General features: G+C 67.8%; 33 protein-coding genes and 1 tRNA gene. 28 read left to right on the top strand and 6 right to left on the bottom strand.

The features are described from left to right. Window positions 1-132 precede the first annotated feature (132 nt). The 5 genes from RUMESO_RS23150 (at window position 133) to RUMESO_RS23170 (ending at window position 4,689) form a co-directional block, all read left to right on the top strand. A complete protein-coding gene (locus RUMESO_RS23150) occupies window positions 133-1,092 on the top strand; it encodes a nitrilase family protein (RefSeq protein ID WP_037284362.1) in 960 nt (319 codons plus the stop codon). Between the two features lie 170 nt (window positions 1,093-1,262). After that, on the top strand, window positions 1,263-2,435 hold the full coding sequence (locus RUMESO_RS23155) for a hypothetical protein (protein WP_037284365.1): 1,173 nt from the start codon (window positions 1,263-1,265) through the stop codon (window positions 2,433-2,435). 255 nt (window positions 2,436-2,690) lie between these two features. After that, a complete protein-coding gene (locus tag RUMESO_RS23160; RefSeq protein ID WP_037284367.1) occupies window positions 2,691-3,077 on the top strand; it encodes a hypothetical protein in 387 nt (128 codons plus the stop codon). Further along, window positions 3,074-4,261, top strand: coding sequence for an AAA family ATPase (locus RUMESO_RS23165; RefSeq protein WP_082484624.1), 1,188 nt, complete (start codon window positions 3,074-3,076; stop codon window positions 4,259-4,261). The genes RUMESO_RS23160 and RUMESO_RS23165 overlap by 4 nt, the downstream gene beginning before the upstream one ends. Before the next feature lie 221 nt (window positions 4,262-4,482). After that, window positions 4,483-4,689 carry a MerR family transcriptional regulator gene (locus tag RUMESO_RS23170; protein ID WP_245639396.1) on the top strand — a complete coding sequence of 69 codons (207 nt, stop codon included), beginning with the start codon at window positions 4,483-4,485 and terminating at the stop codon, window positions 4,687-4,689. Here RUMESO_RS23170 and RUMESO_RS23175 read toward each other — a convergent pair whose 3' ends face one another. After that, window positions 4,690-4,974: a hypothetical protein gene (locus RUMESO_RS23175; RefSeq protein WP_037284372.1), complete on the bottom strand. Its 285-nt coding sequence runs from the start codon at window positions 4,972-4,974 to the stop codon at window positions 4,690-4,692. A 236-nt stretch (window positions 4,975-5,210) separates the two neighbouring features. On the opposite strand from RUMESO_RS23175, the gene RUMESO_RS23180 reads away from it, so the two are divergent. From RUMESO_RS23180 to RUMESO_RS23250, 15 genes are read left to right on the top strand one after another with little or no spacing between them, the layout of a single operon-like run. After that, window positions 5,211-6,395, top strand: a complete 1,185-nt coding sequence (locus tag RUMESO_RS23180) for a phage portal protein (protein WP_037284375.1) — start codon at window positions 5,211-5,213, stop codon at window positions 6,393-6,395. Next, entirely contained in the window at window positions 6,395-6,733 is a 339-nt protein-coding gene (locus tag RUMESO_RS23185) for a phage head closure protein (protein ID WP_037284378.1), read from the top strand. The genes RUMESO_RS23180 and RUMESO_RS23185 overlap by 1 nt, the downstream gene beginning before the upstream one ends. Then, window positions 6,733-7,296, top strand: coding sequence for an HK97-gp10 family putative phage morphogenesis protein (locus RUMESO_RS23190; protein WP_037284380.1), 564 nt, complete (start codon window positions 6,733-6,735; stop codon window positions 7,294-7,296). Before RUMESO_RS23185 ends, RUMESO_RS23190 begins: the two co-directional genes overlap by 1 nt. A 3-nt stretch (window positions 7,297-7,299) precedes the next feature. Next, entirely contained in the window at window positions 7,300-7,689 is a 390-nt protein-coding gene (locus tag RUMESO_RS23195) for a DUF3168 domain-containing protein (RefSeq protein ID WP_037284384.1), read from the top strand. After that, a complete protein-coding gene (locus tag RUMESO_RS23200; RefSeq protein WP_037284387.1) occupies window positions 7,689-8,189 on the top strand; it encodes an HK97 family phage prohead protease in 501 nt (166 codons plus the stop codon). Before RUMESO_RS23195 ends, RUMESO_RS23200 begins: the two co-directional genes overlap by 1 nt. Window positions 8,190-8,194: 5 nt before the next feature. Continuing rightward, on the top strand, window positions 8,195-9,340 hold the full coding sequence (locus RUMESO_RS23205; RefSeq protein WP_037284389.1) for a phage major capsid protein: 1,146 nt from the start codon (window positions 8,195-8,197) through the stop codon (window positions 9,338-9,340). Between the two features lie 13 nt (window positions 9,341-9,353). Next, a complete protein-coding gene (locus RUMESO_RS23210; RefSeq protein ID WP_037284392.1) occupies window positions 9,354-9,734 on the top strand; it encodes a hypothetical protein in 381 nt (126 codons plus the stop codon). A gap of 20 nt (window positions 9,735-9,754) precedes the next feature. Beyond that, window positions 9,755-10,102, top strand: coding sequence for an HNH endonuclease (locus RUMESO_RS23215; RefSeq protein ID WP_037284394.1), 348 nt, complete (start codon window positions 9,755-9,757; stop codon window positions 10,100-10,102). Window positions 10,103-10,105: 3 nt separating this feature from the next. Beyond that, window positions 10,106-10,363 carry a spike base protein, RCAP_Rcc01079 family gene (locus tag RUMESO_RS23220; RefSeq protein ID WP_037284397.1) on the top strand — a complete coding sequence of 86 codons (258 nt, stop codon included), beginning with the start codon at window positions 10,106-10,108 and terminating at the stop codon, window positions 10,361-10,363. Beyond that, the gene (locus tag RUMESO_RS23225) at window positions 10,363-10,665 is read left to right on the top strand and encodes a head-tail connector protein (protein WP_037284399.1); all 303 of its coding nucleotides are present in this window, start codon (window positions 10,363-10,365) and stop codon (window positions 10,663-10,665) included. The genes RUMESO_RS23220 and RUMESO_RS23225 overlap by 1 nt, the downstream gene beginning before the upstream one ends. After that, a complete protein-coding gene (locus RUMESO_RS23230) occupies window positions 10,665-11,057 on the top strand; it encodes a phage terminase small subunit P27 family (protein WP_037284401.1) in 393 nt (130 codons plus the stop codon). The genes RUMESO_RS23225 and RUMESO_RS23230 overlap by 1 nt, the downstream gene beginning before the upstream one ends. Beyond that, window positions 11,057-12,664, top strand: a complete 1,608-nt coding sequence (locus RUMESO_RS23235; RefSeq protein ID WP_037284404.1) for a terminase large subunit — start codon at window positions 11,057-11,059, stop codon at window positions 12,662-12,664. The genes RUMESO_RS23230 and RUMESO_RS23235 overlap by 1 nt, the downstream gene beginning before the upstream one ends. A 13-nt stretch (window positions 12,665-12,677) precedes the next feature. After that, entirely contained in the window at window positions 12,678-13,067 is a 390-nt protein-coding gene (locus RUMESO_RS23240) for a hypothetical protein (protein WP_156363074.1), read from the top strand. A gap of 2 nt (window positions 13,068-13,069) precedes the next feature. After that, complete coding sequence (locus RUMESO_RS23245) at window positions 13,070-13,609, top strand: HK97-gp10 family putative phage morphogenesis protein (protein WP_037284516.1); 540 nt, start codon at window positions 13,070-13,072, stop codon at window positions 13,607-13,609. Next, complete coding sequence (locus tag RUMESO_RS23250) at window positions 13,610-17,620, top strand: hypothetical protein (RefSeq protein ID WP_037284410.1); 4,011 nt, start codon at window positions 13,610-13,612, stop codon at window positions 17,618-17,620. A gap of 197 nt (window positions 17,621-17,817) precedes the next feature. Here RUMESO_RS23250 and RUMESO_RS23255 read toward each other — a convergent pair whose 3' ends face one another. After that, complete coding sequence (locus RUMESO_RS23255) at window positions 17,818-18,093, bottom strand: hypothetical protein (protein ID WP_037284413.1); 276 nt, start codon at window positions 18,091-18,093, stop codon at window positions 17,818-17,820. Between the two features lie 178 nt (window positions 18,094-18,271). Further along, window positions 18,272-18,580 (bottom strand): Arc family DNA-binding protein, encoded by a 309-nt coding sequence (locus RUMESO_RS23260; RefSeq protein ID WP_082484627.1) that lies wholly within the window; start codon window positions 18,578-18,580, stop codon window positions 18,272-18,274. 95 nt (window positions 18,581-18,675) lie between these two features. Between RUMESO_RS23260 and RUMESO_RS24740 the strand changes: the two genes are divergently transcribed. The 6 genes from RUMESO_RS24740 to RUMESO_RS23285 all read left to right on the top strand — a co-directional run bounded on the left by RUMESO_RS24740 (window position 18,676) and on the right by RUMESO_RS23285 (window position 21,555). Beyond that, complete coding sequence (locus RUMESO_RS24740) at window positions 18,676-18,840, top strand: Arc family DNA-binding protein (RefSeq protein ID WP_156363075.1); 165 nt, start codon at window positions 18,676-18,678, stop codon at window positions 18,838-18,840. Window positions 18,841-18,912: 72 nt separating this feature from the next. Further along, window positions 18,913-19,293, top strand: a complete 381-nt coding sequence (locus RUMESO_RS23265) for a hypothetical protein (protein ID WP_156363076.1) — start codon at window positions 18,913-18,915, stop codon at window positions 19,291-19,293. Then, window positions 19,290-19,679, top strand: a complete 390-nt coding sequence (locus tag RUMESO_RS23270; RefSeq protein WP_037284421.1) for a hypothetical protein — start codon at window positions 19,290-19,292, stop codon at window positions 19,677-19,679. The genes RUMESO_RS23265 and RUMESO_RS23270 overlap by 4 nt, the downstream gene beginning before the upstream one ends. 72 nt (window positions 19,680-19,751) lie before the next feature. Beyond that, window positions 19,752-20,255 carry a MerR family transcriptional regulator gene (locus RUMESO_RS23275; RefSeq protein WP_037284424.1) on the top strand — a complete coding sequence of 168 codons (504 nt, stop codon included), beginning with the start codon at window positions 19,752-19,754 and terminating at the stop codon, window positions 20,253-20,255. 11 nt (window positions 20,256-20,266) lie between these two features. Then, window positions 20,267-20,446 (top strand): hypothetical protein, encoded by a 180-nt coding sequence (locus RUMESO_RS23280; protein WP_037284427.1) that lies wholly within the window; start codon window positions 20,267-20,269, stop codon window positions 20,444-20,446. Beyond that, window positions 20,443-21,555 carry a tyrosine-type recombinase/integrase gene (locus RUMESO_RS23285; protein ID WP_051521636.1) on the top strand — a complete coding sequence of 371 codons (1,113 nt, stop codon included), beginning with the start codon at window positions 20,443-20,445 and terminating at the stop codon, window positions 21,553-21,555. The genes RUMESO_RS23280 and RUMESO_RS23285 overlap by 4 nt, the downstream gene beginning before the upstream one ends. A 27-nt stretch (window positions 21,556-21,582) precedes the next feature. Here the strand turns inward: RUMESO_RS23285 and RUMESO_RS23290 are convergent. Continuing rightward, window positions 21,583-21,659, bottom strand: a tRNA-Arg gene (locus RUMESO_RS23290). Window positions 21,660-21,759: 100 nt separating this feature from the next. Between RUMESO_RS23290 and RUMESO_RS23295 the strand changes: the two genes are divergently transcribed. Then, the gene (locus RUMESO_RS23295; RefSeq protein WP_051521637.1) at window positions 21,760-22,542 is read left to right on the top strand and encodes a superoxide dismutase family protein; all 783 of its coding nucleotides are present in this window, start codon (window positions 21,760-21,762) and stop codon (window positions 22,540-22,542) included. A gap of 40 nt (window positions 22,543-22,582) precedes the next feature. Here RUMESO_RS23295 and RUMESO_RS23300 read toward each other — a convergent pair whose 3' ends face one another. Beyond that, window positions 22,583-22,894, bottom strand: coding sequence for an ETC complex I subunit (locus tag RUMESO_RS23300; RefSeq protein WP_037284430.1), 312 nt, complete (start codon window positions 22,892-22,894; stop codon window positions 22,583-22,585). Between the two features lie 126 nt (window positions 22,895-23,020). Here RUMESO_RS23300 and uvrB point away from each other — a divergent pair, with 126 nt between their 5' ends. After that, window positions 23,021-25,225 (top strand): excinuclease ABC subunit UvrB, encoded by a 2,205-nt coding sequence (uvrB, locus tag RUMESO_RS23305; RefSeq protein ID WP_037284433.1) that lies wholly within the window; start codon window positions 23,021-23,023, stop codon window positions 25,223-25,225. A 6-nt stretch (window positions 25,226-25,231) separates the two neighbouring features. On the opposite strand, the gene RUMESO_RS25495 is transcribed toward uvrB, so the two are convergent. Further along, complete coding sequence (locus RUMESO_RS25495) at window positions 25,232-25,633, bottom strand: hypothetical protein (protein WP_156363077.1); 402 nt, start codon at window positions 25,631-25,633, stop codon at window positions 25,232-25,234. Window positions 25,634-25,675 lie beyond the last annotated feature (42 nt).

Raw genomic sequence — 25,675 nt, forward strand, 5'->3', positions numbered from 1 at the left:
CCTGGGCAGCCGCCGTTTCTTTTTCCACATCGACACGCGCAGGCCCAGGGCAGATCCGGCGTCGCTAGGTCATTGCCCTCCTCGCATCCAGGCGCCAGTCTCCGAGCCATGCGAACCAGCGGGAGCCCGGCCATGACCCTGAGATGCGGCGCGGTCCAGTTCCGGCACGCGGCTGGGGCGAAGGAGGAGAACTTCGCGACCGTAGAGCGGTTCGCCCGGCGGGCGCAGGAGCAGGGCGTCAAGGTCCTCGCCTTCCCGGAGATGTGCCTCACCGGCTACTGGCACACCCGCCACCTCGACCGTGCCGGGTGGGAGGCGCTGTCCGAACCCGTGCCGGAAGGCCCGTCCACGCAGCGGCTTCTGGCGCTCTCGCGCGAGCTCGACATGGTGCTGGGCGTCGGGCTGGTCGAAGCGGCCCAGGGCCGCCTCTACAACACCTACGTCGTGGCCCTGCCCGACGGCTCGTGGCACCGCCACCGCAAGCTCCACGCCTTCGAGAGTCCGCACATCTCCAGCGGCGACAGCTTCACGGTGTTCGACACGCCCCTCGGCGTCCGCCTCGGGGTGCTGATCTGCTACGACAACAACATCGTCGAGAACGTGCGGGCCACGGCGCTCCTGGGCTGCGACATCCTCCTCGCCCCGCACCAGACGGGGGCGACCGCCTCGCGCAGCCCGCACGGGATGAAGCCCATCGACCCGGCGCTCTGGCACGCCCGCCACGAGGACCCTGAGGCGCTCCGGCGGGAGTTCCAAGGCGACAAGGGACGCGGCTGGCTCATGCGCTGGCTGCCGTCCCGCGCGCACGACAACGGCCTTTTCATCCTCTTCGCGAACGGCGTGGGGCTGGACGACGACGAGGTGCGGACCGGCAACGCCATGATCCTCGACCCCTACGGCCGCATCCTGGCCGAGAGCGACGCCATCGAGGACGACCTCGTGGTCGCCGACCTCGACCTGAGCCTTCTGCCCCTCTGCACCGGACGGCGCTGGATCCGCGGGCGGCGCCCGGAGCTCTACGGCTCCCTGGCCGTGCCCCTCGGCCACGAGATGTCGCCGCAAGAGGCGCGCTTCTCGGACAAGCCGACCTGAGGGCGCCGTCCAGCAGCGACGCGGACGAGCCGGGCATTCGGGCGCCTCCAGCAGGGCTCGCCCCAACTCTCCGCGAGGTCGGCCGGCGACGACTGGCCTCCTTGGGGCAGGATGATAGGATCGCTGCCGTCGAACGCCCGATCGAGGGTGGGTAGCCACCGCAGAAACACATGGATGTCACGGAACTCGATATCGGAGGCGCCCCGGCCGAGCCGCGCACAAGTCCGCGCCGGGCCGCCCTCGACGCCCTGGAGCGCCTCCTGCGCGCCCATCAGGCGCTCCGCGAGCAGCGGACCCCCGAGGGGCCCCATGGTCTCCTGCGCCCCGCGCGGGAGGACGAGGCCGACCTGATCGAGGCCGTGTTCCACCACTGCGGGGTCCCCCTGCCCGACACCCTCCGCGCCATCTACCGCCGGACGCTCGGCATCGGGAACCCGGTCTCCCGGCTCCCCGTGCTGGCGGCCCCCTTCCTCAGAGCGGCGCTCCCCGACGAGGGCTTCGGCTGTCCGGTCGTGGGCTTGGAGGCCCTCGAGGACGAACTCGGGCTCCACCGGGACGACGGCGAGGACGAGCGCCCGCCGTTCCTCGTCCTGGGCCACGCCGCGCCGCTGGGCCTCATGGTCGGCCGCAACGGACTCTGGTCGCTCGGGGACCCGCAGGCAGGTCGGGACCGGCCGGACCCGAGGGGCTTCGACCTCGTCTTCGAGACCGCGTTCCGCACCTATGTCGACCAGGTGCTCCTCCTCTGGGCCAACGACCTCGCCGGCGACATCGTGAGGCCCCGCGACCTCGACCTCACCCGGGGCGCCCGCCTGACCGACATGCCCGCCGAGCTCCGGAAGGCTCTGGCCCGCCTCGCGGCACCCCGCCCCTTGGGGCCCCGGACCTGGGGCGACATTCAGCCCCTCGACAATGCCGACCTGCTGCGCGCCACGCGCCGGGGCGAGACATCAGCCGGTCCCCTCGACCCGCAGATCGCGGTCGTGGGCCTGCCCTATGGCGACCGCCCGGAGATCGTAGGCCAGATCGCTCCTGGCACCCGGCTCCGGCTGCGTCCCGTGGACGACAATCCGCACGACCCGAATGCCGTCGAGGTCTGGCACGACCGGGATACGCCGATCCGCGTGGGCTTCGTGGCCCGCAGGGATGCCCCCCATGTCCGGGCCCTGCCGCAGGGAGCCGAGGCGTGGCGCCTTCGAGTCGCGGCCAGCTCGGACAGCGTCCTCTATGCGGCGCTGGAGATGCGGCGACCGGAGGACGACCTTCCCTCGGATGCGCAGGGCGAGGGGCCGGACCTGACCTCACACGGCCAGAGCCGGGATCTCTTCTCGCGGGGAACATGATCCCGGGGACCGTCTCCGACCGGCGTTGAAGGCACGCGGACGGCCTTGCGCCTCGCGTCGTCCGCGATCACTTCGCCAGGCGCGATCCAAGCAGGTTCGGACCCGCCTCGGACGCAGGCTGCAAACCCCGATACATGCAGGGGTCCTGTCGAGGCTGGCGATCCCGGGAGAACGTTCAAACCTATTGCTAGCCAACCGGTTACGTTGGCGAACCGTGGCAAGGTGCCCGTTGATATTCTTGGCAGAAATCCCGGTGTGGCGAACCTCGCCCACGCGGCTGTGGCCCGTATGGTTCGGGACACGCTGGCGCTCGCTGGTGACGGCCTAGAACCCTTCTGGGGCCTCTCTGTCGTCCTAAGGGCCAAGCTGAGCCCCTGGGAACGCCAGAGCCTCGCCTGGGCCGCTCTGATGGCCTGCGACGACGAAGAGGCTGAGGGCATCGCGGAGCGCGTCCTGGGGCCGCCGGAGGGCGCAGGCCACCCGCCGGTGCCGTTCATGGACGTGGCCGAGGAGGCGATGCAATGGGCTGCCTGGGCGTCGCGCGAGGAGCTCAAGACTTACCTCTTGGCGTGCTTCAACGCCCTTCCGGCAACGGAGCGAGCCAAGTTCCTGTCGCTGGTGATGGGGGCGCGGGCAGCATGAGGGTTGCCAACTCCGCCGAACGCCCGACCTTCGACGCGGCCGAGAGCCTGAGACGCTACACGGAGCAGGCTGCGGCAGAGGCTAGGGCCGAATGGCTCAAACAGAACCCCGACAAGGCAGCCCACGCCGCGCGCCAGTCGCGTTTCTACTCGGCTGCTGAACTTGAGGGGAAGGCTGTCCCCGAGCAGCCCTGGCTTGTGCGGGATCTGGTGCCCGACCGCGAGGTGACGCTGTTCTCCGGCGACGGCGGCACCGGCAAGTCGCTTCTGGCCCAGCAACTCGGCATCGGCGTCGCGACGAATAGCGGCTGGCTCGGGATGCCCGTTAAGGCGGGGCGCGTGATCTTCATATCGGCCGAGGATGACGAGGACGAGCTGCACCGGCGGACGGATCGCATCCTGCGGGCGACGGGTCGCAGCTATGACGACCTGGCCGGTCTGACGCTCCGCAGCCTCGCCGGGGAGGACGCGCTGCTTGCAGTCGAGTCGGGCCTCGCCCTCATACACACTGAGTTGTTCAAGGAGTTGGAGCGGCGTGCGACCAAGGACACCCCGGCGCTGATCGTGATCGACACGCTGGCGGACGTGTATCCGTCCAACGAGAACGACCGCACCAAGGTGCGCCAGTTCATCGGCATCCTGCGCGGCCTTGCCAAGCGGCGACAATGCGCTGTGATGCTGCTGGCTCACCCGTCGCTGACCGGACTGACCTCGGGCTCGGGGACCTCGGGTTCGACCGCCTGGAACAACTCCGTCCGGTCGCGGCTCTACCTATCCCGCGTTGCCGACGATGGATACGAGCCTGACCCCGACAAGCGGGTGCTCTCGACCAAGAAGGCCAACTATAGCCAGGTCGGGGGCGAGATCGCCCTGACGTGGAAGGCGGGCGTGTTCACGTCCGACGCCACGCCCAAGGACCTCGACAAGCGGGCTGCCAGTGCCAAGGCCGAGCGGGTGTTCTTGTCCCTGCTGGACGAGTTCACGGCCCAGGGCCGGCGCGTCAACCACGCGGGCGCCTCGACCTACGCACCCTCGCAGTTCGCTAAGCACCCCAAGCGGGAAGGCATCAGCAAGAGCGGCTTTGCCACGGCCATGAACAACCTGCTGAGCGCCGGGACGATCACCGTGGGCGAGGAAGGGCCGCCCTCCCGGCGCACCAAGTTCCTCAAGAGGGCGGGCCAGTGATGACCCTTCAACCCCTGCTTCAACCCCCGTTCAACCCGGGGGCTTCAACCCCCTTCACTCCCGCTTCAATCCCCATTCAACCCCCTAGCCACACACACCCCCATACCCCCAGAGGCGTTGCACCCGCCCTTAGAGGCGGGGGGCACGCCTAACCGACGACCGCGACAGGGCGCCGCTAGAGCACCCGCCGCACGAGGCAGTGAACCGAGACGAGCATGGACATGACCCCACCCACCTTCATCGACGCCCTCTCCACCGGCACAGACAAAATCTGGGGCCTTCGAGCCATCGCCCAAGCGCTCGGCCTCTCGGTGGACACCACAAGGCGCCTGGCCAGCAAGCCGGGTGTGCCGATCTACCAACCGGCCGGGCGATACTTCGCAGTCCGGTCTGAGCTGAACGCGTGGCTCAGGTCGAAGGCGGGCTAATCAAGGCATGTCGCCGTCCGGCTCGAGTGCGAGCATGGCAGCATAGGCCGAAGCCTGCCTTGCCTTGGAGATCGGGAACCTGTGGAACTTGCATAGACCGAAGGTGGTAATCGCCTCACCCGCTGCTGTACGCCCTGGCAGCGGATAGTGGACGACACCGCGCCAGAGCATGCCACCGTCCTTCAGCACCCAGATACGCTCAACGGTCCTGGTGTGCAGGCGAAAGCCTACGATCACCGTCTGGCAGTCATGCTGCCAATGTCTGCACTCAAGTAATCTCGGCATCGGCACACCTCCCCTTGGAGCAGCCATGCGGCCCGAGTTGCCGCAAGGTCAGCTTAGCGCAGCAGCCGGGGGGTGGTCTAGAACTTTCGCCTAGGGGACGGAGACCGGCGGGGGCACAGCGCGTGATATTTGCCCGAAATGGGAAAACGCCGGGCCTCCAAATGCGACGCAAATCAACGTTCTGCTAGGTCCTGCTAGCTACCCGTCCGCCTCGCGCGCGCGATGATGAGCGGACCATGTGGCCCTTCCGCCGCCAGTCTGTTCCCGAAGTCAAAGGTCTCGCTCAACCGAGCGACGACCTCTATGCCCTATTCGGCATCGTGCCCTCGACGGTGTCCGCCGTCCCCGTGACGGCCGAGGCGGCACTCAGGGTCCCGGCCGTGGGCTCCGCCATCCGTGTCATCTCCGAGGCCGTGGCCTGCCTGGACGTCTGCGTGAAGCGCATCGAGGCGGACGGCACCGAGACGGACGTGCCCGACCACCCGGTCCTGCCGCTCCTGCGGGACGAGGCGAACGACTGGACCTCAGGCTTCGAGCTGGTCCGCGACCTTGTCATTGACGCGCTCTCGGACGACGTGGGCGGCCTCGCCTTTGTGAACCGCCTCGAAGGCGGCAGCGTGGCCGAGATCATCCGTTACGCCCGGGCCAGCATCTCGGTCACCTTCGACCCGGTGACGGGCGAGCCCTCCTACCAGATGGGTGGCCAGCCTCTCCCGCGCTCGGCCATGCTCCATGTCCGCAGCCCCTTCGGCCGGGCGCCTCTCACGCTGGCCCGCGAGGCCATCGGCGTGGCCCTCGCCTTGGAGCGGCACGCCGGCCGGCTCTTCGGTCGCGGCGCCCGGCCCTCCGGCGCACTCAAGTTCCCGAAGGGCATGGGCGAAGACTCGGTGAAGAAGGCCCGCGCGGCCTGGCGTGCCACGCACGAGGGCGAGGACACCGGCGGGCAGACTGCCATCCTCTATGACGGCGCCGAGTTCGAGCCGTTCACGCTCGCCAGCACCGACGCGCAGTTCCTGGAGAACCGCAAGTTCCAGATCCTCGAAGTGGCCCGCGCCTTCCGGGTGCCGCCTTCCATGATCTTCGACCTCGACCGGGCGACCTGGTCCAACACCGAGCAGATGGGGCGGGAGTTCCTCATCTACTGCCTGGAGCCGTGGCTCAAGGTGGTGGAAGGCGCGCTCCGGCGTTCGCTTCTCAGCCCTGAGGAGCGGGCCACCCACGTCATCCGCTTCGACCGCGACGACCTCACCCGGGCGGACCTGCAGACCCGCGCCACGACCATCAACAGCCTCGTCTCGGCCCGCGTCATCAACCCGAACGAGGGCCGCTCCTGGCTCGGCTTGGGTCCCTACCCAGGCGGCGAGCAGTTCGCGAACCCGAACATCTCCGCCGCGCTCCCCAAGTCTGAGGGCGGCGCGTGATGGAGCAGGTTCTCAGGGCCGGACAACTGGACCGCCGCGTCCAGATCCGACGCGCCACGCTGGCCGACAACGGCCTGGAGCAGGCGGAGACCTGGGCGGACCACGGCGCCCCTCTCTGGGCCTCCTACGCGCCCGTGGGCGACGCCGAGAGGTGGGCCGCAGGGCAGATGCAGGCGACCCGGATGGCGCGCTTCACGCTGCGCTGGAGCCCCTTCTCGGCCGACATCGACGCCAAGGACCGGCTGACCTTCGACGGTCGCGAGTGGACCATCCTCGGGGCCAAGGAAATCGGTCGGCGCGTGAGCGTCGAGCTGACCGCCGTGGCAGGGGCGGACTGATGGCGACCGGCACCCGCGTCCAACTCTCCGGCTTCAAGGAGCTGGGCGCCCAGCTCAAGCGGCTCAGCACCGCCGTCGCGCGCAACGCTCTGCAGCGGGCCGGGACCTCCGCCATGGAGCCCATGGCCCGCCTCGCCCGCCAGCTCGCGCCCAAGGACACCGAGGAGTTGGCCGAGAGCATCGACGTGGGCACGGTCGCGGCGAACGACAAGGCGGACGTGGGCAAGTATGCCTACCATCTCGCCAAGGCCGCGGGCCTGTCCAACGCCGAGGCCGTGACCGAGAAGCGCAATGCCCTGCGGGCGGTGAAGGGCGAGCGCGGCAACTACTACGCCGACGTCTTCATGGGCCCGGTCGCCGGCCGCGAGAAGCAGGACGTCATCAAGGGCTTCGTGCAGGAGTTCGGCACCCTCACCCGGGAGCCGCAGCCCTACCTCCGCCCCGCCTTCGAACAGGACAAGGGCGCGATGCTGGAGCGGCTCAAGAAGGAAATCTGGTTCGAGGTCTCCTCTGCCATCGCGCGCTCCGAGGCGGCGAAGGCCCGTCGGGCGGCAAGGGGCTGACGCATGGAAGAGGACCTCAAGGCGCTCCTCCTGGCGGACAGCACGGTCCCGACCCTCGTGCCGCCCGGGTCCATCAACTGGCGCAGGCGTCCGCAGGGCATCGGCCTTCCGGCCATCGTGCTGCGGGTCATCAACGACCGGCCCGTTTACACTCTCTCGGACACCACCGACCGCTCGACGGCCCGCGTGCAGGTCGACTGCTGGTCGCTCAGCTACAAGCAGGTCAAGGCCATCAGCCGCGCAGTCCTCCTCTGCCTGAGCGGCCACCGGGACGCGACCTTCTCGCGCATCTGGCTGCTCGGTGCCCGTGACACCCAGGACCCCGAAGCCAAGGACGACCCGGCCGGCGTCAGCTTGGACTTCGAGATTGACTACCGCGTGGGAGCCGCCTGATGGACCGCCTCTACTTCGAGACCAAGCTCATCAGCGACGACGACGGCGCCATCGAGGGCCTCGCCTGGCCCTTCGGCACCCCGGACCGCGTCGGCGACGTAATCGAGAAGGGCGCCTTCGCGGGCGCCTCGCTGCCCCTGCCCATGCTGTTCGGCCATGACCTGAACGACCCCGTGGGCACCTGGGACGCGGCCGAAGAGGCCCCGGATGGCCTCAGGCTCAAGGGCCGGCTCCTGGTGGGCGAAGTGGCCCGGGCGCGCGAGGTGCGGGCGCTGGTGCGCTCCGGCGCCGTGCGCGGCCTCTCGGTGGGCTTCCGCACCCGCAAGGCGGCCAACCGCAAGGGCGGCGGCCGGACCATCACCGACCTCGAACTCCTCGAGGTCAGCCTCGTGACGATCCCCATGCACCCTGGCGCGCAGGTGACGTCCGCCAAGTCGGCGATCCGGGCGCTCGCCCTCGCCGCCTCACTCAACCGCGCTGCGGCGCAACTCAGAAGGTAGCCACCATGCTGCATCAAGGACCCGGCGCCTTCGGCGCCATCGAACGCAAGGGCGAGGAGGAGACGCCGGACGACGTCGTCACCAAGGCCATCGCGGACCTGACCAAGACCGTCGACGAGCGGCTCTCGGCCGTCGAGCAGAAGGCGGACACCACCAAGCTCGTGGAGCGGCTCGCCAAGCTGGAGGCCAAGGCCAACCGCCCCGGCGCGGGTGAGCAGGCCAAGCCTGACCTCGACGAGGTGCGCAAGAGCTTCGCGACCTACCTGCGTCTCGGCAACGCCACCCCGGCCGAAGACCTCAAGACCCTCACGGTCTCCAGCGACCCGCAGGGCGGCTACCTCGCCCCGACCGAGATGGCCTCGGAGTTCATCCGCAACCTCGTCCAGTTCTCGCCCGTGCGGGGCATCGCGAGCGTGCGCTCGACCGCCGCGCCCTCGGTCATCTACCCGACCCGGACCGGCATCACCAACGCCGCCTGGAAGGGCGAGACGCAGGCGCAGACCGCGTCCGAGCCGGCCTTCGGGCAGGCCGAGGTGGTGGTCCGCGAGATCAACACCTACGTCGACATCAGCAACCAACTCCTCGCTGACAGCGCCGGCCAGGCCGAGTCCGAGGTTCGCCTCGCCCTTGAGGAGGACTTCGGCCAGAAGGAGGCGCTGGCCTTCATCTCCGGCGACGGCGTGCTGGCGCCCGAGGGCATCCTGACCAACACCGGGATCAGCTCGACCACGGCGGCCTCTGCCACGGTGTTCACCTCCGACGAACTCATCACCGTCATGTATGCGCTGCCGGCCATGTATCGGAATGCCGGCACCTGGGTGATGAACGGCACCACCCTCGCGACGCTGCGCAAGCTCAAGGACGGCCAGGGCAACTACCTCTGGCAGCCTTCCTACCAGGCCGGGCTGCCCGAGACGCTGCTGGGCCGCCCCATCGTCGAGATGGTGGACATGCCCGACGTGGCGACCGGCGCCGTGCCGATCATCTTCGGCGACTGGTCCGGCTACCGGATCGTTGACCGCGTGGGCCTCTCGGTCCTCGTGAACCCCTACATCCGCGCGACCGACGGCATCACCCGCATGCACGCCACCCGTCGCGTGGGCGGACGCGTCCTGCAGGCCGCGAAGTTCCGCAAGCTCAAGATGGCCTGAGGAGGCAGCCCCGATGCGTGACCTTTCCCGCAACATCAAGACGGCCCTGGCGCTCGCCCCGGCCGTCCTCACCGCCACCGCGAACGGCGTGGCCATCGACCTCAAGGGCGCGAACGGGGTGGCCTTCGTGGTCAACACCGGCGCCCTGGCGGGCTCGGCCATCTTCGCCGCCAAAGTGCAGGAGAGCGACGACGGCTCGACCTTCGCCGACGTCGTCGACACGACCCTGGTGGACAGCAACGCGCCTGCCACGCTGGCGGCGTCGAGCACCTACAAGCTCGGGTATCGCGGCTTCAAGCGCTACGCCCGCGTGGTGCTGACCTACACCTCGGGCACCAGCCTCGCGGCCGGCGCTTCGGCGGTCCTCAACGTGGGCGACCTGCCGGTCGCCTGAGTCCGGTCTCAGGGGCAGCCATGCCGATGAAACCTTCTCGTCTCTGCGGCTGTGGCCGGGTCATCCCCGGCGGGGAGACCTGCGGCCCCTGCACCGCCGAGCGGAAGGCCCGCGCCGAGCAGCGCCGGCCGAACGCCAACGCCCGGGGCTACACCTCGGTCTGGCGCAAGGCCAGCGCCCGCTTCCTTGAGGAGCACCCCTTCTGCCGGCACGATGGCTGCCGCGCGCGGGCGACCCTCGTCGACCACGTTCGACCCCACCGGGGCGACCCCCAGCTCTTCTGGGACAAGACCAACTGGCAGCCGCTCTGCACCACGCATCACAGCGGGGCCAAGCAGCGCGAAGAGCGCCGCAACCCCCTGAGGTAACCCATGGCCACCGACAACTTCCAAAGCTTCGTGAAGGGGCTCGACAGCGTGGCGGACACGCACCGCGTCATCACGCCCGGGACTGGCGTCCTCGACCCCAAGCCGCGCGCCCTCTTCTTCAACGGCACCTCCGCCGGGACCATCACCGTCGAAGATGGGCTCGGCACCTCCATCGTCTACAACTGCCAGCCCGGCCAGGTGCTCCCCTTCCGGGGGACGAAGGTCACGGCGGCCACCGCCACCGTCGTCGGGTGGGAGTGATGGCCATCATCACCCCACCCGAGGCCATGCTCTATGCCCACGTCGACCACGACGAGGAGTACGACCTCATCGTGGGGCTCGTCGACGCGGCGCAGGCCCATATCGAGCGGCTTCTCGGCTTCAGGATCGAGGAGACCTACGGCGGCGAGGATCAGGACCCCGTTCCCGAGGACCTGAAGCTGGCGGTCAACCTGCTCGCGGCCTGGTGGTTCGACAACCGGACGGCGGCCGACGAGGCGCGCCGCGAGGTGCCCTTCGGCGTCCGCGAGATCGTCAACGAGCACCGGGAGTTCACCTTCTGATGAAGGGGACCAAGCCCACCCTGCGCACCGACCCTGCGGCTCTGGGCGAGCTGCCGGCGCCCGACTGGCTCAGCGAGGACGCGGCGGCCGAGTGGACGCGCGTCATGCCGATCCTGACCGAGCGGCGCATCCTGACCGAGGCGGACCTGGGCTCCCTGGAGAACTACTGCACGGCCATCGGGCAGGTGCGGCAGATGGAGCGCCACCTGCAGGACTATGGCCACATCCTCGACGTGGAGGGCGTCTGGAAGCGCAACCCGGCCGTGGGCGTCCAGTCCGACGCCATGACCCGCGCCCGCCTCCTCGCGGCCGAGCTCGGCCTCACCCCCGTCTCCCGCTCCCGCCCGGCGATCCGCGAGGACGCCGACGAAGACGACGACCTGGTGACCTGATGCTGGTCCCGGCCTGGATCAACGACGGCTCCGACATCCCCGACCCGCTGGGCTACGGGGAGCGCGCCGTCGCGTGGCTCAAGCGTCTCAAGCATCCGAAGAACCCCGCGCTTGGCCACCCCTTCCAGCTCGACCCCTGGCAGGAGCGGACCGTCCGGCGCATCTACGGGCCCCGCAACCCGGACGGCTCCCGCGTGGTCCGCCGCGTCGTGCTCCTGCTGCCCCGGGGCAACCGCAAGACCAGCCTCGCCGCCGGGCTCACGCTCCTGCACCTCGTCGGGCCGGAGAAGTCGCCGGGCAACCTGATCGTCTCGGCCGCCTCCGCGCATGAGCAGGCGCTGGAGCTGTTCAACGAGGTGGCCATGGTCGTCCAGAACGACGGGCGGCTCTCGAAGCACCTCTCCGTCCGGGAATACGTCTCCCGCATCGCCTTCCCGCGCGACCGCTCGCGCTACGTGGCGGTGGCCTCCGACGGTAAGGTCCAGCACGGCAAGACGCCGAACGTGGTCATCGCCGACGAGCTGCACGCCTGGGAGGGCCGCGCCGGCCTGCGTCAGTGGGAGGCGCTGGACTCCGCGCTGGTCAAGGTGCCGGGCACGCTCCTCATCGTCGCCAGCACGTCGGGCCGGGGCCAGGAGAACCTCGCCTGGGAGACCGTCTCCTACGCCATCAAGGTCCAGAAGGGCGAGATCGACGACCCCGCCACGCTGCCCGTCATCTTCATGGCTGAGGCCGAGGACGACTACCGCGACGAGGCGCTCTGGTTCGCGGTGAACCCCGGCCTTCAGCACGGCTATCCCGACCTCGCGGGCTTCCGCGACAAGGCCCGCAAGGCCGAGCACTCGCCCTTCGAGCGCGACAGCTTCCTCCAGTTCAACCTCAACCGCTGGCTGGACCAGTCGACCTCGCCCTTTGTCGAGATGCACGTCTACGACCGGGGCGCGGGCGAGGTGGACCTCGACGAGCTGGAGATGGTGCAGGAGCCGGCTTGGATCGGGGTGGACCTCTCGAAGAACGAGGACCTCACCTGCGTGGTCGCGTGCTGGCGCGACGGCGACGACGGCTACCAGGTGCGGCCGTGGTTCTTCTGTCCCGAGGACAACCTGCGCGCCCGGGGCGAGCGGCACGGGGTCGACTACGTCACCTGGGCCGAGCAGGGCTTCATCGTCCCGACCCCGGGCAACACCGTCGACCTCCGCGCGGTGGAGGAGCACGTCCGCAAGCTCTGCGCCGACTTCCCGGTCCGCGAGATTGCCTTCGACCCGACCTACGGCCGGCACATGATGGCCAGCCTCAACGACGACGGCCTGCCCGTGGTGGAGTTCCGGCAGGGCTGGGTCAGCATGGCGCCCGCCGTGAAGGAGCTGGAGCGGGCCATCCTCGCCGGGCGCTTCCGCCACGGGGGCAACCCGGTGCTGCGGTGGAACTTCGAGAACATCCAGCTCCATGTGGATCAGGCCGGCAACCGGTCGTTCCACAAGGGCAAGAGCGGCAACAAGATCGACGGCGCCGTCGCAGCGGCGATGGCCGTGGCGCGCTGCGCCTCGGGCGAGGGCCAATACACCACGGACGCGCCCTGGTTCGACGACGACATGTGGACAGCCTGAGGAGGCACGAACTTTGGATATCTCGGCTTTTGACACCCGCCCCAAGAGTAGTGCAGGCGTCGACATCCCTCTCGTGATCGAGGGCGCGACCCAATACGGCGACGACGACAAGCCCATCACCTTCAAGGTCAAGGGCCTCGCCGATCCGGACGTCCACCGGCTCTACCTGCAGCAGGCCCGCAGCCCCAGCAAGACGCCGGAAGAGGTGCTCGCCGCTGACCTCAGGTTCGCTCAGGTGGCGGTCCTGGGCTGGTCGGCCAACTGGAAGCTGGACGGCAAAGCGGTGCCGTTCTCCCGTGGCGCCGTCGACAAGGTCTTTACCATCCCGGCCATCCGGGCCGCGATCCTATCCCAGGTCACGAAGGAACGTCACTTCATGAACGGGGCCTCAGCCCAGCCGTGAAGATGACCTTCCGCCTCGACGGAGCCACAGAGCTGAAAGAGCAGCTCGACAAGCTCAGGGCTTCCACAGCCAAGGCCGCGCTCCAACGCGCCGGCCTGAAGGCGTTGCAGCCCATGGCGGATCTCGCTCGGAGCTTGGCGCCGGAGAAGACCGGGGAACTCGCCCAGAGCATCGCCGTCGGCGCGCAGGCAAAGAACGACGAGGTGGGGCGCCTCGCCTACCGCTTCGTGATGGGCGGCGGCGGCACCAGGGAGCAGGCTGTCACGGCCATGCGTCAGGCCCGACGTGAGGAGAAGGGCCGGCGCGGCGCATACTACGTCGACCTTTACATGGGTCCGCGCGCCGGTCGCTCCCGGGACGAGGTCATCAAGGGCATCGTGCAGGAGTTCGGCTCCTTCCGCGTGGAGCCCCACCCCTACATGCGTCCGGCCTTCGAGCAGGACAAAGACGCTTTGATGCAGCGGCTCTCGGACGAGGTCCGGGCCGAAGTCGCGAAAGCCATATCTCGCGCCGCCGCGCGCGCAGCCCGAAGGAAGACTTGAATGGACATCGGCCAGCTCCGTGCGGTTCTGAGCCTCGACAGCGGCCAATTTGACCGCGGTGTCACCAAGGCCGAAGGAAGCATGTCCTCCCTCGGCGGCAAGGTGGACGCGCTCGGCGCCCGGATCGCGGTCTTCGGCGCGGCTGCGGCTGCGGCAGGGACCGCCATGGGGACTGCAGCCATGGCGGGTGCGGCTCGGATCGAGGACCTGGTCAACGCGTCCAAGCGTCTGGGTGCGTCCGTCTCGGACTATCAGGCTCTGGAGCTGGCCGCAGGGGAGGCCGGCGTCGGCATCGAGTCCCTGGCCGACAACATGCAGACCATGACCCGCGAGCTGACCGAAGGCGGAGATGCGGCCACCGAGGCCATGAAGCGCCTCGGGCTCAGCGTGAACGACCTCCTGAGCATGGGCGTGAGCGAACGCATGGCGACCGTCGCCGATGCCGTGAACGACCTGGGCCTGTCCACCGGGGAAGCCTCGCTGCTGCTGCAGGACCTCGGCATTCGGTCCCGCGAAATGGCTCTGCTCCTCCTCGATGGTGGGGATGCGATCCGCTCTGCGGCGTCCGACCTCGATGACTATGGGCTCGCCCTCAACCAGGTGGACGCGGAGCGGGTGGAGGCGGCGGGCGATGCGATCGGACGCCTCGGCCTGGTCACCGAGTATGTGAGCCAGCAGCTCGCCCTCAGGATGGTCCCGGCGCTGGGGAGCATGGCCGAGGCCATGACCGACAGCCTGAGGGAGGGGGGTCTCCTGCGCGGCACGATAGACGGCCTGTTGTCCGTGGTGGAACGCTCAGGGGCCTATGCCCTGGCTGCCGGGACCCTCTTCGGGGGTCGCTTCGTGGCCGGGGTCGTGGCGGCACGAGTGGCAACCCTGTCTCTCTCGGGCGCGCTGGGGGTTCTACGCGGTGCCCTGGTTCGCACCGGCATCGGCGCGCTCGTCGTCGGCGCGGGCGAGCTGATCTACCAGTTCGCCGGCCTGGTGCGTGCGACGGGTGGCTTCGGCAGCGCGCTCGGCCTTCTGTCTGACGTGGCCGTGGAGGTCTGGGGTCGGATCGCCACCAGCACCAGGATCATTCCCCTCACCTTCCACGCGGTCATGTCGGAGGTTGAGGCGACCTTCCTGACCGGCTTGTCGAACATGGCCAACTCGTGGAACTCGTTCCTCAACTCGCTGGCCTCGGGCTTTGCCAACATTCCCGGCTTTGGGGAAATCTCCCTCGCGCTCTCCAACGCCGCAATCTCGGCCGGCAGCGCCGTCCACGAGTATAACCTGGCTGCGGAGGAGGCGTCCTTCCACACCTCCGCCTGGGCGTCTCAGGCTGCCAACCTGGCGTCTATCGTCTCGGCCCCCCTCCAAAGCGTTGGGGCGCTCACCTCCGCTGTGGACAGCATGGCCACTGAGATGGAGGCCGGCGCTGGCGCGACCTCCGGCCTTAGCGGGGCGCTCGGCGAACTCGGGGGCGGCGGCTCGGGTGGCGGCTCGGGTGGAGGCGGCGGGGCGGCAGGAAGCGCGGCCCGCGCGACCGAACACCTTGAGGCCGTGGTCAAGAGGATCACCGACGCCATGGACCCGGCCACGGTGCAGGCGGTGTCCTTCAACAAGGCGCTGAACGATGCTGCGATGACTGCGGAGGAGCTTGGCGAGAAGAAAGCCGAGATCCTTATCGGCGGGATCGAGGGCGTCGCGGATGCCTTCGGCGACTTCGTGGCGGGCGGCCTTCGCGACTTCGGCGACTTTGCCTCCTCCATCCTCGACTCGTTCAAGTCGATGTTGTCGCAGATGATTAGCATGGCGGCGCGCAACCGGATCATGCTCTCCATGGGCATCACCGGCGCGGGCGTGGCAGGCCCGGCCGTGGGCATGGCGCAAGGGGCAGGCATCCCCGTCCCGGGCGGGGCGGCGACCGGGGTCATGGGCGGCCTGGGTGGCTTCCTGGGCAACATCGGGACCGGCTTCGGCAACGTCGTCTCCGGCCTCTTCTCCGGCGGCCTGGGCGGGGCGGGGACCGCCATCAGCGAAGCCATGGCCGGGGCCACGTCGGGGCTCGCGGGCCTGGGCACGGCCATCGGCGCCATCGCCGGCCCGGCAGCCATCGCCATCGGCTTGTTCTCGGCCATCAAGGGCAAGACCGAACTCCTCGACAGCGGGCTCAAGGTCACCCTCGACGGCTTCAACGCCTTGGTGGAGACCTTTGAGAAGACGAAGACCACGAGGTTCTTTGGCCTCTCCTCCTCGACCTCGACCTCCTACGACACCGCCGGCAAGGACGTCGCCGGCCCGATCAAGGACGCCTACGACCAGATCACCGGCAATATCCTCGACCTCGCCCGGGTGCTCGGGAAGGGCGCCAAGGACTTCCGGGGCTTCTCCTACGAGTTCCAGCTGAGCCTCAAGGACATGACGGCCGAGGAGCAGGTCCAGGCCGTCACCGAGAAGTTCGGCGAGGTCTCCGACAAGCTCGCGGTCATGGCCGGAGCGTCGGCACGGTTCGCGCAGGAGGGCGAGTCGGCAACGCAGACCCTGGAGCGCATGGTCGCGTCGTTCGGAGTGGTCAGAGATGCGACCCGCGACCTCTGGAACGAGAACCTCAAGGCCGGCGAGGCGGCAACCAAGCTCGCCACCCGCATGGTCGAAGCGGCGGGCGGTCTCGACGCCTTCCGGGCGGCGGTGGAAGTGTTCCGCACGGGGTTCTTCAGCCTGGAGGAGCAGGCCAACACCGCGCAGCGCGTCTTCGCGCGGGGTCTCCAGGAACTCGGCGTCACGGCCCGCATCGAGAGCGAGGCGGACTTCCGTGCCGTCGTGGCGGACCTGCGCGAGCGCGGCATGAGGGTGAAGGCGACCGGCCTTATGGCGCTGGCCGACGAGTTCAAGACGCTCCTCGACCTGCGGGACCGCGCGGCGCAGGAGGCGGCGGACAATCTGGCCAAGAGCGCCCCGCCGTCCAACCCCCAGAGCGCGCTCCACGACCAATACACCGCGCTCCTGGGTCAGATTTACGAGGCCGAGGGCAAGATCGGCGAGGCCCGCAAGCTGGAACTCGCGGCCATGCCCGAGTCGCTCCGCTGGATGAAGGAGCGCCTCTTTGCCCTGGAGGACGAGGCGGCGGCGCAGGCCAAGGCTCAGGCTGTCGCCGAGGAGGCCGCGCGGAAGGCGCAGGCCATCGCGGACGAGCGGGCCGGCATCCAGCGCGACATCTACCAGCAGCTTGACGACACCAAGAAACTCCGCGAACTCGACCTGGCCGCCCTCGACCCGTCCAACCGGGCGCTGAAGCAGCATTACTACGCGCTCCTCGACCAGGCCGCCGCCACCGAGAAGGCCAAGGCTGCGGCTGAGGAGGCGGCGGAGAAGGCCAAGGCCATCGCCGACGAACGCGCGGACCTCGACCGCCAAATCCTGGAAGCGCGCGGCGACACGGTGGCGCTCCTCAGGCTGGAACGCGCTGCCCTCCACCCGCTCAACCGCGCGAAGTTCGACGCCCTGCAGATCGCCAAGCAGCAGGCCGCCATCGAGGACGAGCGCGAAGGGTTGCTGCGGCGGCTCTATGAGGCGACCGACAACCAGGCCGCGCTCGATGCGCTGGAACTCAAGGGCTACCTCGCCGCCAATCAGGAGATGGCCAAATACGTCAGGGGCTTGGAGCGGGCCAAGGACGCCATGGAGGAAGCCCGGGCCGCGATAGACGCCCTCGTCCCCGAGGACTTCGCCTCGCGCTTCGACTTCCTGCAGGCCAAGGGCCGCGCGTCGGCGAACCTCTACGGCGGCACGGCAGGCACCACGACCACGGGTGTCCCGCTCGCCACGGTGCCCGTCCCGTCCGCCCCGGCCTCCACCACCCCCGCCGCCGACCTCGCCACCGAGGTCAAGCGGCTGCGTGAGGAGGTCGCCGCGATGCGCAACGAGCAGCGCCAGATCGGGCTGCAGGGCGTCAGCCTCCAGCAGAAGGAGTCCCGCATCCTCGATAAGTGGGACCGGACCGGGATGCCCAAGGAGGCGGTCGCATGAGATAGGGCAGGATGCGCCCTGGGTTGACTCCTAGCCCGAAGCATCCCCGTCAGCCGGCGAGTGGGTAAACCCCGGCACGTCGCAGGCCCCCTTCAGATGGCGGGGCGGTGCGTCATGGGATCGGAGCGGATGCACCGACCCACACTGAGATTGGGGTTTCAGGGGGGGTCGGGGCGGATGCTCCGGCTCCTCTTGACTCAGAAAGGTAGTTCCTGGACCGAAGCAGTGCCCGGCCCGGTTCGGACAGGTACGACCTCGACAGCAAATCTAGTCTTGCCGACCTGCTCTCCCTGATCGAACTCTTGTATGAAGGTGCGCGAGATCACCTTGTAAACCACCAGTTTGCCGTCAGCGCTGTGGCGTATTCCGATGCGGTCGTCGACGACAGGAACGACTTCCATCTCAAGGTCTTCCATGACGTGGTCTTGGTCGTTGAAGTTCCCGCCACGCTCATACAGTCGCACTTGGAACATCAGTCTCTCCTGCTTTTAGCCTGTGTGCGCGCTTACACGGCTCGAACCTAATGAACTTTGTCGGAGCGCTCCGACAATGTCATGTCGCCATGACAACTTGTCGGGCCGCCACGACCCTAAAGAGATGGTTCAGGAACATCTCCAGGTGTGTGGAGACACCACCTCCTCATCCTCAGCCCTACTCTTCGCCGTCCTCTCCGGCATTACGCCTCTTCAGATCGGAGAGATCGAGTGGCTCCCCACCGAGGTAATGCTTGGTTATGACGCCCTCCAAGACATGCAACCGATGCGTCACGTCGCGCAGAACCTCCTGCGTGCGCTCTAGCCTCACATCGGATTCTTTCTCGAAGGACTCCTGCAGCCGAGCCACCATCTCAGCGTTCATAGATCGGCTGTTCTCCTCAGCCGCCTGGCGAATGCGCTCCCGCATCCCATCCGGGAGACGGAGGACATACTTATCCTGTTCCTGTGGCTTGCGTTCGGTCATGATGGCGATGAGCCATAAATGACCTCTTGACGCAATGCAGGCTCTGAGCCATATGTAAGATGTGGCTCAGAGCCATAAACTTCCGGGAGCGTCCTATGAGCAGCGCAGCGGTGGACAAGTTCGTGATCCGCCTCCCTGACGGCCTACGACAAGCGATCAAAGAAGCAGCCGCGTGCAACCGGCGCACGATGAACGCGGAGATCGTCTTTCACCTTGAGCGCATCTTCCGTGAGGCACCGCAACACGACGCTGCGGCCTAAAACGAGTGAAGGCCGCCGGGGCTGGCCCCCCAACGGCCTTCGTTGAAACCCATCCGCTAAGAAGGCTTCCCCATGAACGTAACATCTCAAGGGGCTGGTTTCCAGCCCACGACCCGTCGCGCCCTGATGAAAGGTGCGCTCGCTGCCCCCGCCGCCCTGGTGGGCGCTCCCGCTCTGGCCTCCACCGATACGCCGATCATGCAGCTCTTCCGAGAGTTCGAGGATATGGAAGGGCGGATCAACGACCACGCGACTAGCAGCGAGGAAGCCGACCGCCTCTATCCCATCCTCCGCAATTTGGAGGACAGGATGGCGGAGGAACCCGTCACCTGCCTCGCGGACCTCGCCGCAAAGGTGTTGGCCTTGACGACCCTCCGTGACGAGGTGGGCAGCATCTACGACCCCGGCGTCCTGGCGGAGTGCGAAGCCCTCGTGAAGGGAGCGGCCCAATGACCGCGACCCACACCTCCCGCCGCAACATGCTGAAAGGTGCCGCCATGCTGACCGCTATTCCTGTCGCCGTCTCCGCCTCGGCCATTCCCTTCTTCGACGCGGGCGACGAGGCCGACACGCCCGTGATGCAGCTTTACCGCCGCTGGCGGGCCTACCGGGACTGGCTCAACGGCCCGGAGACCCGCGAGGTGTCCGAAGACGAGTTCAACCGCCTCGTGGATGCGCTGGACCCCATGGAGCGGGAGATGGAGGGCCTGCCCGTACAAAACATGACAGACCTCGCGGCCAAGGTGCTCTGCCTCACCGGCGACGGCGAGATGCTCCTGGACGAGCGTGGCCCGCACCCCTTCGCCAGCGAGTGCCGGGCGTTACTCAAGGAGGGCTGAAGACAGTCGCCTGCCCTATTGCGGGATGATTACAAATAGTGTAAATATCCCGTACCAGGATAGGAGAACACGATGCACAGCATCACAAGTCTGGCGGACAAGGCGAGCCTCCCGAGGCGGACTGTCCAATACTGGCATGACCAAGGAGTCATTGAGCCCGTCAATCGTGACCCTCTCGTCTACGATGATGAGGGGCTGATCCTAGTGCGACTGTTAGCTGGGCTCACTCAACTGAGACCAGCGATCCAAGCCGTCAAGGAAATCGCTCGCATTCTGCGCCTGTGCCTCGAAGAGGACGAAAGCGTGCCGGCCAATGTCGCCGACGCATTTCGCGCCGCACGGAACGGTAACGAAGCCTACTTCGGCATTACGCCCGAGTTGTTGTCGAACCCGGGCTCAAACGAAGACGAAGACGAAGACGACTTCTGGCCTTGGACCTTCGGTGCAGTCGGAGAGTCCCGGCTCCAGCGTGCTGTCGTCGAATGCGTGAAAGACCGGCCTCATCTGGGTGTCACCGTGGTGAACCTCACCTACTGCTTCAACCTCCACCGGCAGCACGGCATCGTCCATCAATAGGGACCTAACGAATGGCCAACCGCCCTGCCCTCATCAAGCAAGCCGATCTAACGCGGATCGCAAAGGCGATGCAGTCGGCGGGCGTGGCGGAGTGGCGGCTGGAGATGGAGCCTTCGGGCAAGATGGCCATCATCGCGGGCCAGTCGGGCGCAGCACCGGCGGCCCGCAAGAGCGACTGGGATGATCTATGAAGCGCAAGCGGCAGTTTCCCGGTGCCACGCCCTACACCGACCGGCATGGCACCCGCCGCTGGCGCTACCGCAAGCACGGCAAGAGCTTCGAACTGGGCACGTCCTACGGCTCGGAGGAGTTCGTCCGCCGCTATGGGGAGGCCGTGAAGGGCGCCAAGCCTGCCGGCCGGATCGGCGCGGATCGCACGACCCCCGGGACCATCGCAGACTTGGTCGCCCGCCTCCTCGACAATCTCACCGCGCGCAAGGACCTCGCCTCCTCGACCAAGGCCAACTATTGCGGGATCTATGAACGGTTCCGCGAAGAGCATGGCTGGCGTCGCGTGGCAGGTCTCGACGCCCACGCGGTTGAGCGGCTGATCGCCAAGAAGACCGAGACGCCGGCAGCGGCCAACAACTTCCGCAAGCGGCTGTCTCAGCTCCTCGACCTCGCGGTGTCCCTGAAATGGCTTCCCGCGAACCCTGTCCGGGAAACGAAGTCTCTGCCGATGCCGGGCACCGGTCTGCACACATGGAGCGAGGCCGAGATTGCCCGCTTCTTCGAGGTGCATAAGCCGGGCACCCTGCCCCACATGGCTGTGACGCTGATGCTCTACACGGCGGCGGCCAAGGTCGATGCGGTCAAGCTGGGATGGTTCAGCATCAAGGAGACCTTCGAAGGCCGGCGCATTGAATACCGGCGCCAGAAGACCCGCCGGGGCGACGCGCCCTTGGTGTCCATCCCGATCCACGACGACCTGGCTGCGGTGCTGGCGGTCTGGCCCAAGGAGTGCGGCACCTTCCTTGAGACCGCCTTCGGCAAGCCCCGTAGCGCGGCCGGCCTGGGCAACGATATGCGCGAGTGGTGTGACGCGGCGGGCCTGCCCGTCTGCACGTCCCACGGCCTCAGGAAGGCCATGGCGCGACGGCTCGCGGAGCAGGGCGCGACGGCTCCGCAGATCATGGCCGTGACCGGCCACAAGACGCTTTCCGAGGTCCAACGCTACATCGCGGAAGCCTCGCGCCCGAAGATGGCGGGGGACGCAATGGCCCTCCTGGCACGTCCGATGGGCGGCAATAACGTGGCGAACCTCGCCGAAAGGTTCGCCACAAACCGCGACAAACCCTAATGCCCATAAGGAGTTAGCTAGAGTGTCTGGCGATCCCGGGAGGACTCGAACCCCCAACCAGCCGCTTAGAAGGCGGCTGCTCTGTCCAGTTGAGCTACGGGACCGCTGCCCATCCTCCTACCCCGGAACCTCAGGGAGGAAAAGCGCGCGGGAACGCCGGGGCGCTCCCATGGGTTTCGGTGCGGCAAGCCCCAGGAGGAGCCCATGACCCGAACCCCGATCCTCGCCCTCGCGCTCGCCGCGCTGGCCGCACCCGCCATGGCCCAGGAGAACCAGCCCGCCACCGAGAGCCAGGAGACGCGCCCCACCAACCAGACCACCCAGTTCACCAGCGAGGGACTGCAGGAACAGAACCGCCAGGAGGTCGAGCAGGCCGCCGAGACCCAGTCTCAGCCCGAGAACGCCATGGGCGAGGGCGAATGGAGCCAGGGCGGCACCGGCGCCCTGATCGCGGCGGACGGCACCCAACTCGGCAACGTCTCGATCGCGGCGACCGCCTCGGGCTACGCGCTCGTGACGATCAACGCCGAAGGGATCCCCGAAGGCGTCCACGGCGTCCACGTCCACCAGGTGGGCGACTGCTCGGGCGCGGGCTTCGAATCGGCGGGCGAGCACATCTCCGGCAACGACGAGCACGGCGTGATGACCGACACCGGCCCGCATCCGGGCGACCTTCCCAACATCACGGTGGCAAAGGACGGCGTGGTGGCGATCGACGCCTTCGCCCCCGCGCTCACCATGGACATGGTCTTCGACGAGGACGGCAGCGCCGTCATCATCCACGCCGACGCCGACGACTACACGACGCAGCCCGGCGGCAACTCCGGCGACCGCATCGCCTGCGCGGCCATCCAGGCTGCGCCGGGCACCGAGGACGACGCGACGGTGGACAGCGACGAGGCCCAGCAGCAGGCCCCGGCCGACGCCCCCGCGAACGGCGAAACGACGCAACCTGCCGAGGGCGAGACCGACTCGAACGGCGGCTGACGTCGCCCGGACCGGCGGCGGACCCCCGCCGCCGATCCGCTCAGTGGGTCCAGGGCTCCCGGCGCCCGGAGGCGAAGTTCTCGCCGTAGCCGCCGGGGCGGATGTTCATCTTGCGCTCGTGGTCCGGCACCACGACCACCTCGATCCCCTGCTTGAGCGCATAGGCCATCGCGGCCTCCTTGGTGTCGAAGGTCATCCGCACCTGCGTCTGGGTGTCCAAGCTTCCGGTCCAGCCCATCAGCGGGTCGATGTGCCTTTCCGAGCCGGGCTCGAAGTCGAGCACCCAGTCGCTCGTCGTGGCGCTGCCGATCTGGGTGTTGTTCCGGGGCATCTTGGAGATGCGTCCGCGCATGTAAGGGCCTCCTGATCCGGGTCCCGCGCCTTGTGCCGGAACCCCTCCCCGCGCGCAAGCGCGAGGCTTGTTTCAAGAACGAAAAGGGACCAGATAGTAACGTCTCCCCCATCCCGGACAGCCCCCATGCACAACAACTCGCCCGAGCAGATGCCCATGCTCTTCGGCCCCAAGAAGCCGCTCGCCGACAGGCGCGAGAAGCTGGAGGGCGGCAAGCGGTTCGTGATGAAGACCGACTTCGAGCCTGCCGGCGACCAGCCCACCGCCATCGTGGAGCTGTCGCAGGGCGTCGAGGGCGGGGAGCACAACCAGGTCCTCCTCGGCGCGACCGGCACCGGCAAGACCTTCACCATGGCCAAGGTGATCGAGGCGACGCAGCGCCCCGCGATCATCCTCGCGCCCAACAAGACGCTCGCCGCGCAGCTCTACGGGGAGTTCAAGGGCTTCTTCCCCGACAACGCCGTCGAGTACTTCGTCAGCTACTACGACTACTACCAGCCCGAGGCCTACGTTCCGCGCTCGGACACCTACATCGAGAAGGAATCGCAGATCAACGAGCAGATCGACCGGATGCGCCACTCGGCCACCCGGGCGCTGCTGGAGCGCGACGACGTCATCATCGTGGCCTCGGTCTCCTGCATCTACGGCATCGGGTCCGTGGAGACCTACTCGGCCATGACGCAGGATTTCTTCGTCGGCCAGAACTACGAGCAACGGCAGGTCCTCGCCGACCTCATCGCGCAGCAGTACCGGCGCAATGACGCCGCCTTCGCGCGCGGCTCCTTCCGGGTGCGCGGCGACGCGCTGGAGATCTGGCCCGCGCACCTCGAGGATCGTGCCTGGCGCATGAGCTTCTTCGGCGACGAGCTGGAGTCGATCACCGAGTTCGACCCGCTGACCGGCCACAAGGAAGGCTCGTTCGACCGCATCCGCGTCTACGCCAACAGCCACTACGTGACGCCCCGCCCGACGATGGCCCAGGCGATCAAGGGCATCAAGGAGGAGCTCCGCGTCCGCCTCGCCCAGCTCGTCTCCGAAGGCAAGCTGCTGGAGGCCCAGCGCCTTGAGCAGCGCACCAGCTTCGACCTCGAGATGCTCGAAGCCACCGGCGTCTGCAACGGCATCGAGAACTACTCGCGCTACCTCACCGGCCGCGCCCCCGGCGAGCCGCCGCCCACCCTCTTCGAGTTCATCCCCGACAACGCCATCGTCTTCGCGGACGAGAGTCACGTCTCCGTCCCCCAGATCGGCGGGATGTACCGGGGCGACTACCGGCGCAAGTTCACGCTCGCGGAGCACGGCTTCCGCCTCCCCTCCTGCATGGACAACCGCCCGCTCAAGTTCGAGGAATGGGACGCCATGCGGCCTCAGTCCGTCTTCGTCTCCGCCACCCCCGCCGCATGGGAGCTGGAGCAGGCCGGCGGCGTCTTCACCGAGCAGGTCATCCGCCCCACCGGCCTCCTCGACCCCCGGATCGAGGTGCGCCCGGTCACGACCCAGGTCGACGACCTCCTCGACGAGATCCGCCGCGTCTCGCGCGACGGCTACCGCACGCTGGTGACGACCCTCACCAAGCGCATGGCCGAGGACCTGACCGAATACCTGCACGAGCAGGGCATCAAGGTCCGCTACATGCACTCGGACATCGACACCATCGAGCGGATCGAGATCCTGCGCGACCTCCGCCTCGGCGCCTTCGACGTGCTGGTGGGCATCAACCTCCTGCGCGAGGGCCTCGACATCCCCGAATGCGGGCTGGTGGCGATCCTCGACGCCGACAAGGAGGGCTTCCTGCGCTCCGAGACCTCGCTGATCCAGACCATCGGCCGCGCCGCGCGGAACGCGGAAGGAAAGGTCATCATGTACGCCGACCGCATCACCGGCTCCATGGAGCGCGCCATGCGCGAGACCGAGCGTCGGCGCGAGAAGCAGATGGCCTACAACCTCGAGCACGGCATCACGCCGACGACGATCCGCAAGAATGTCGAGGACGTGCTGGCCGGCGTCTTCAAGGGCGACACCGACCAGAGCCGCGTCACCGCCAAGATCGACCGCGTGGTGGCTGGGAGTAACCTCCAGGCGGTGCTGGAGGGCCTCCGCGCCGACATGCGCAAGGCCGCCGAGAACCTGGAGTTCGAGGAAGCCGCGCGGCTTCGGGACGAGGTCAAGCGGCTGGAGACCGTGGACTTGGTGCTCCACGACGACCCGCTGGCACGGCAGCAGGCCGTGGACAAGGCGGTGGAGGACGTGGAGAAGGCCAGCGGGCGGAGCACGGCCGGACGGCCGGGGCAGCGTGGGGGGAATGTGAAGAGGAAGGGTCGGGGGAGATAGAGAAATTTATGGCCCGAGCGGAGGCTGGAAGAAATGTGAGAGCAAATTCTCATCTGTGAGGTGCTCGCAGAACCAACGAAATTGAAAGAACTCCATAATAAACCTGTTGTACATATGTTCGCCAATAAACACCTTTACATTGTGCATACCACCGTTAAGCTCAAGCGCCCCCATTGCGCTTTCAGACTCTGTAAGCTGAACATTGTATCCCTTTAGCGCCACCATTTCACGCATTGCGTCGAAATCATACGCCACACCCAGCACAATACCCGCTGAGTAGAATTTAGCGCATACCTCAGGGTCTTCTATCCATATAACAGGCGGCCTGATTGGATCGCCTGGGCGTTGTTGCACAACCCTGTGGCGGGTGCTCGCGTAGGGACCCGTGGCGCCTATCTGGGCACTCATGAGCAAGCCGTCTCCCGCCCGCTATCGCACGACGAACTGGCC

The sequence above is a fragment of the Rubellimicrobium mesophilum DSM 19309 genome (assembly GCF_000600335.2).
GTDB lineage: Bacteria > Pseudomonadota > Alphaproteobacteria > Rhodobacterales > Rhodobacteraceae > Rubellimicrobium > Rubellimicrobium mesophilum.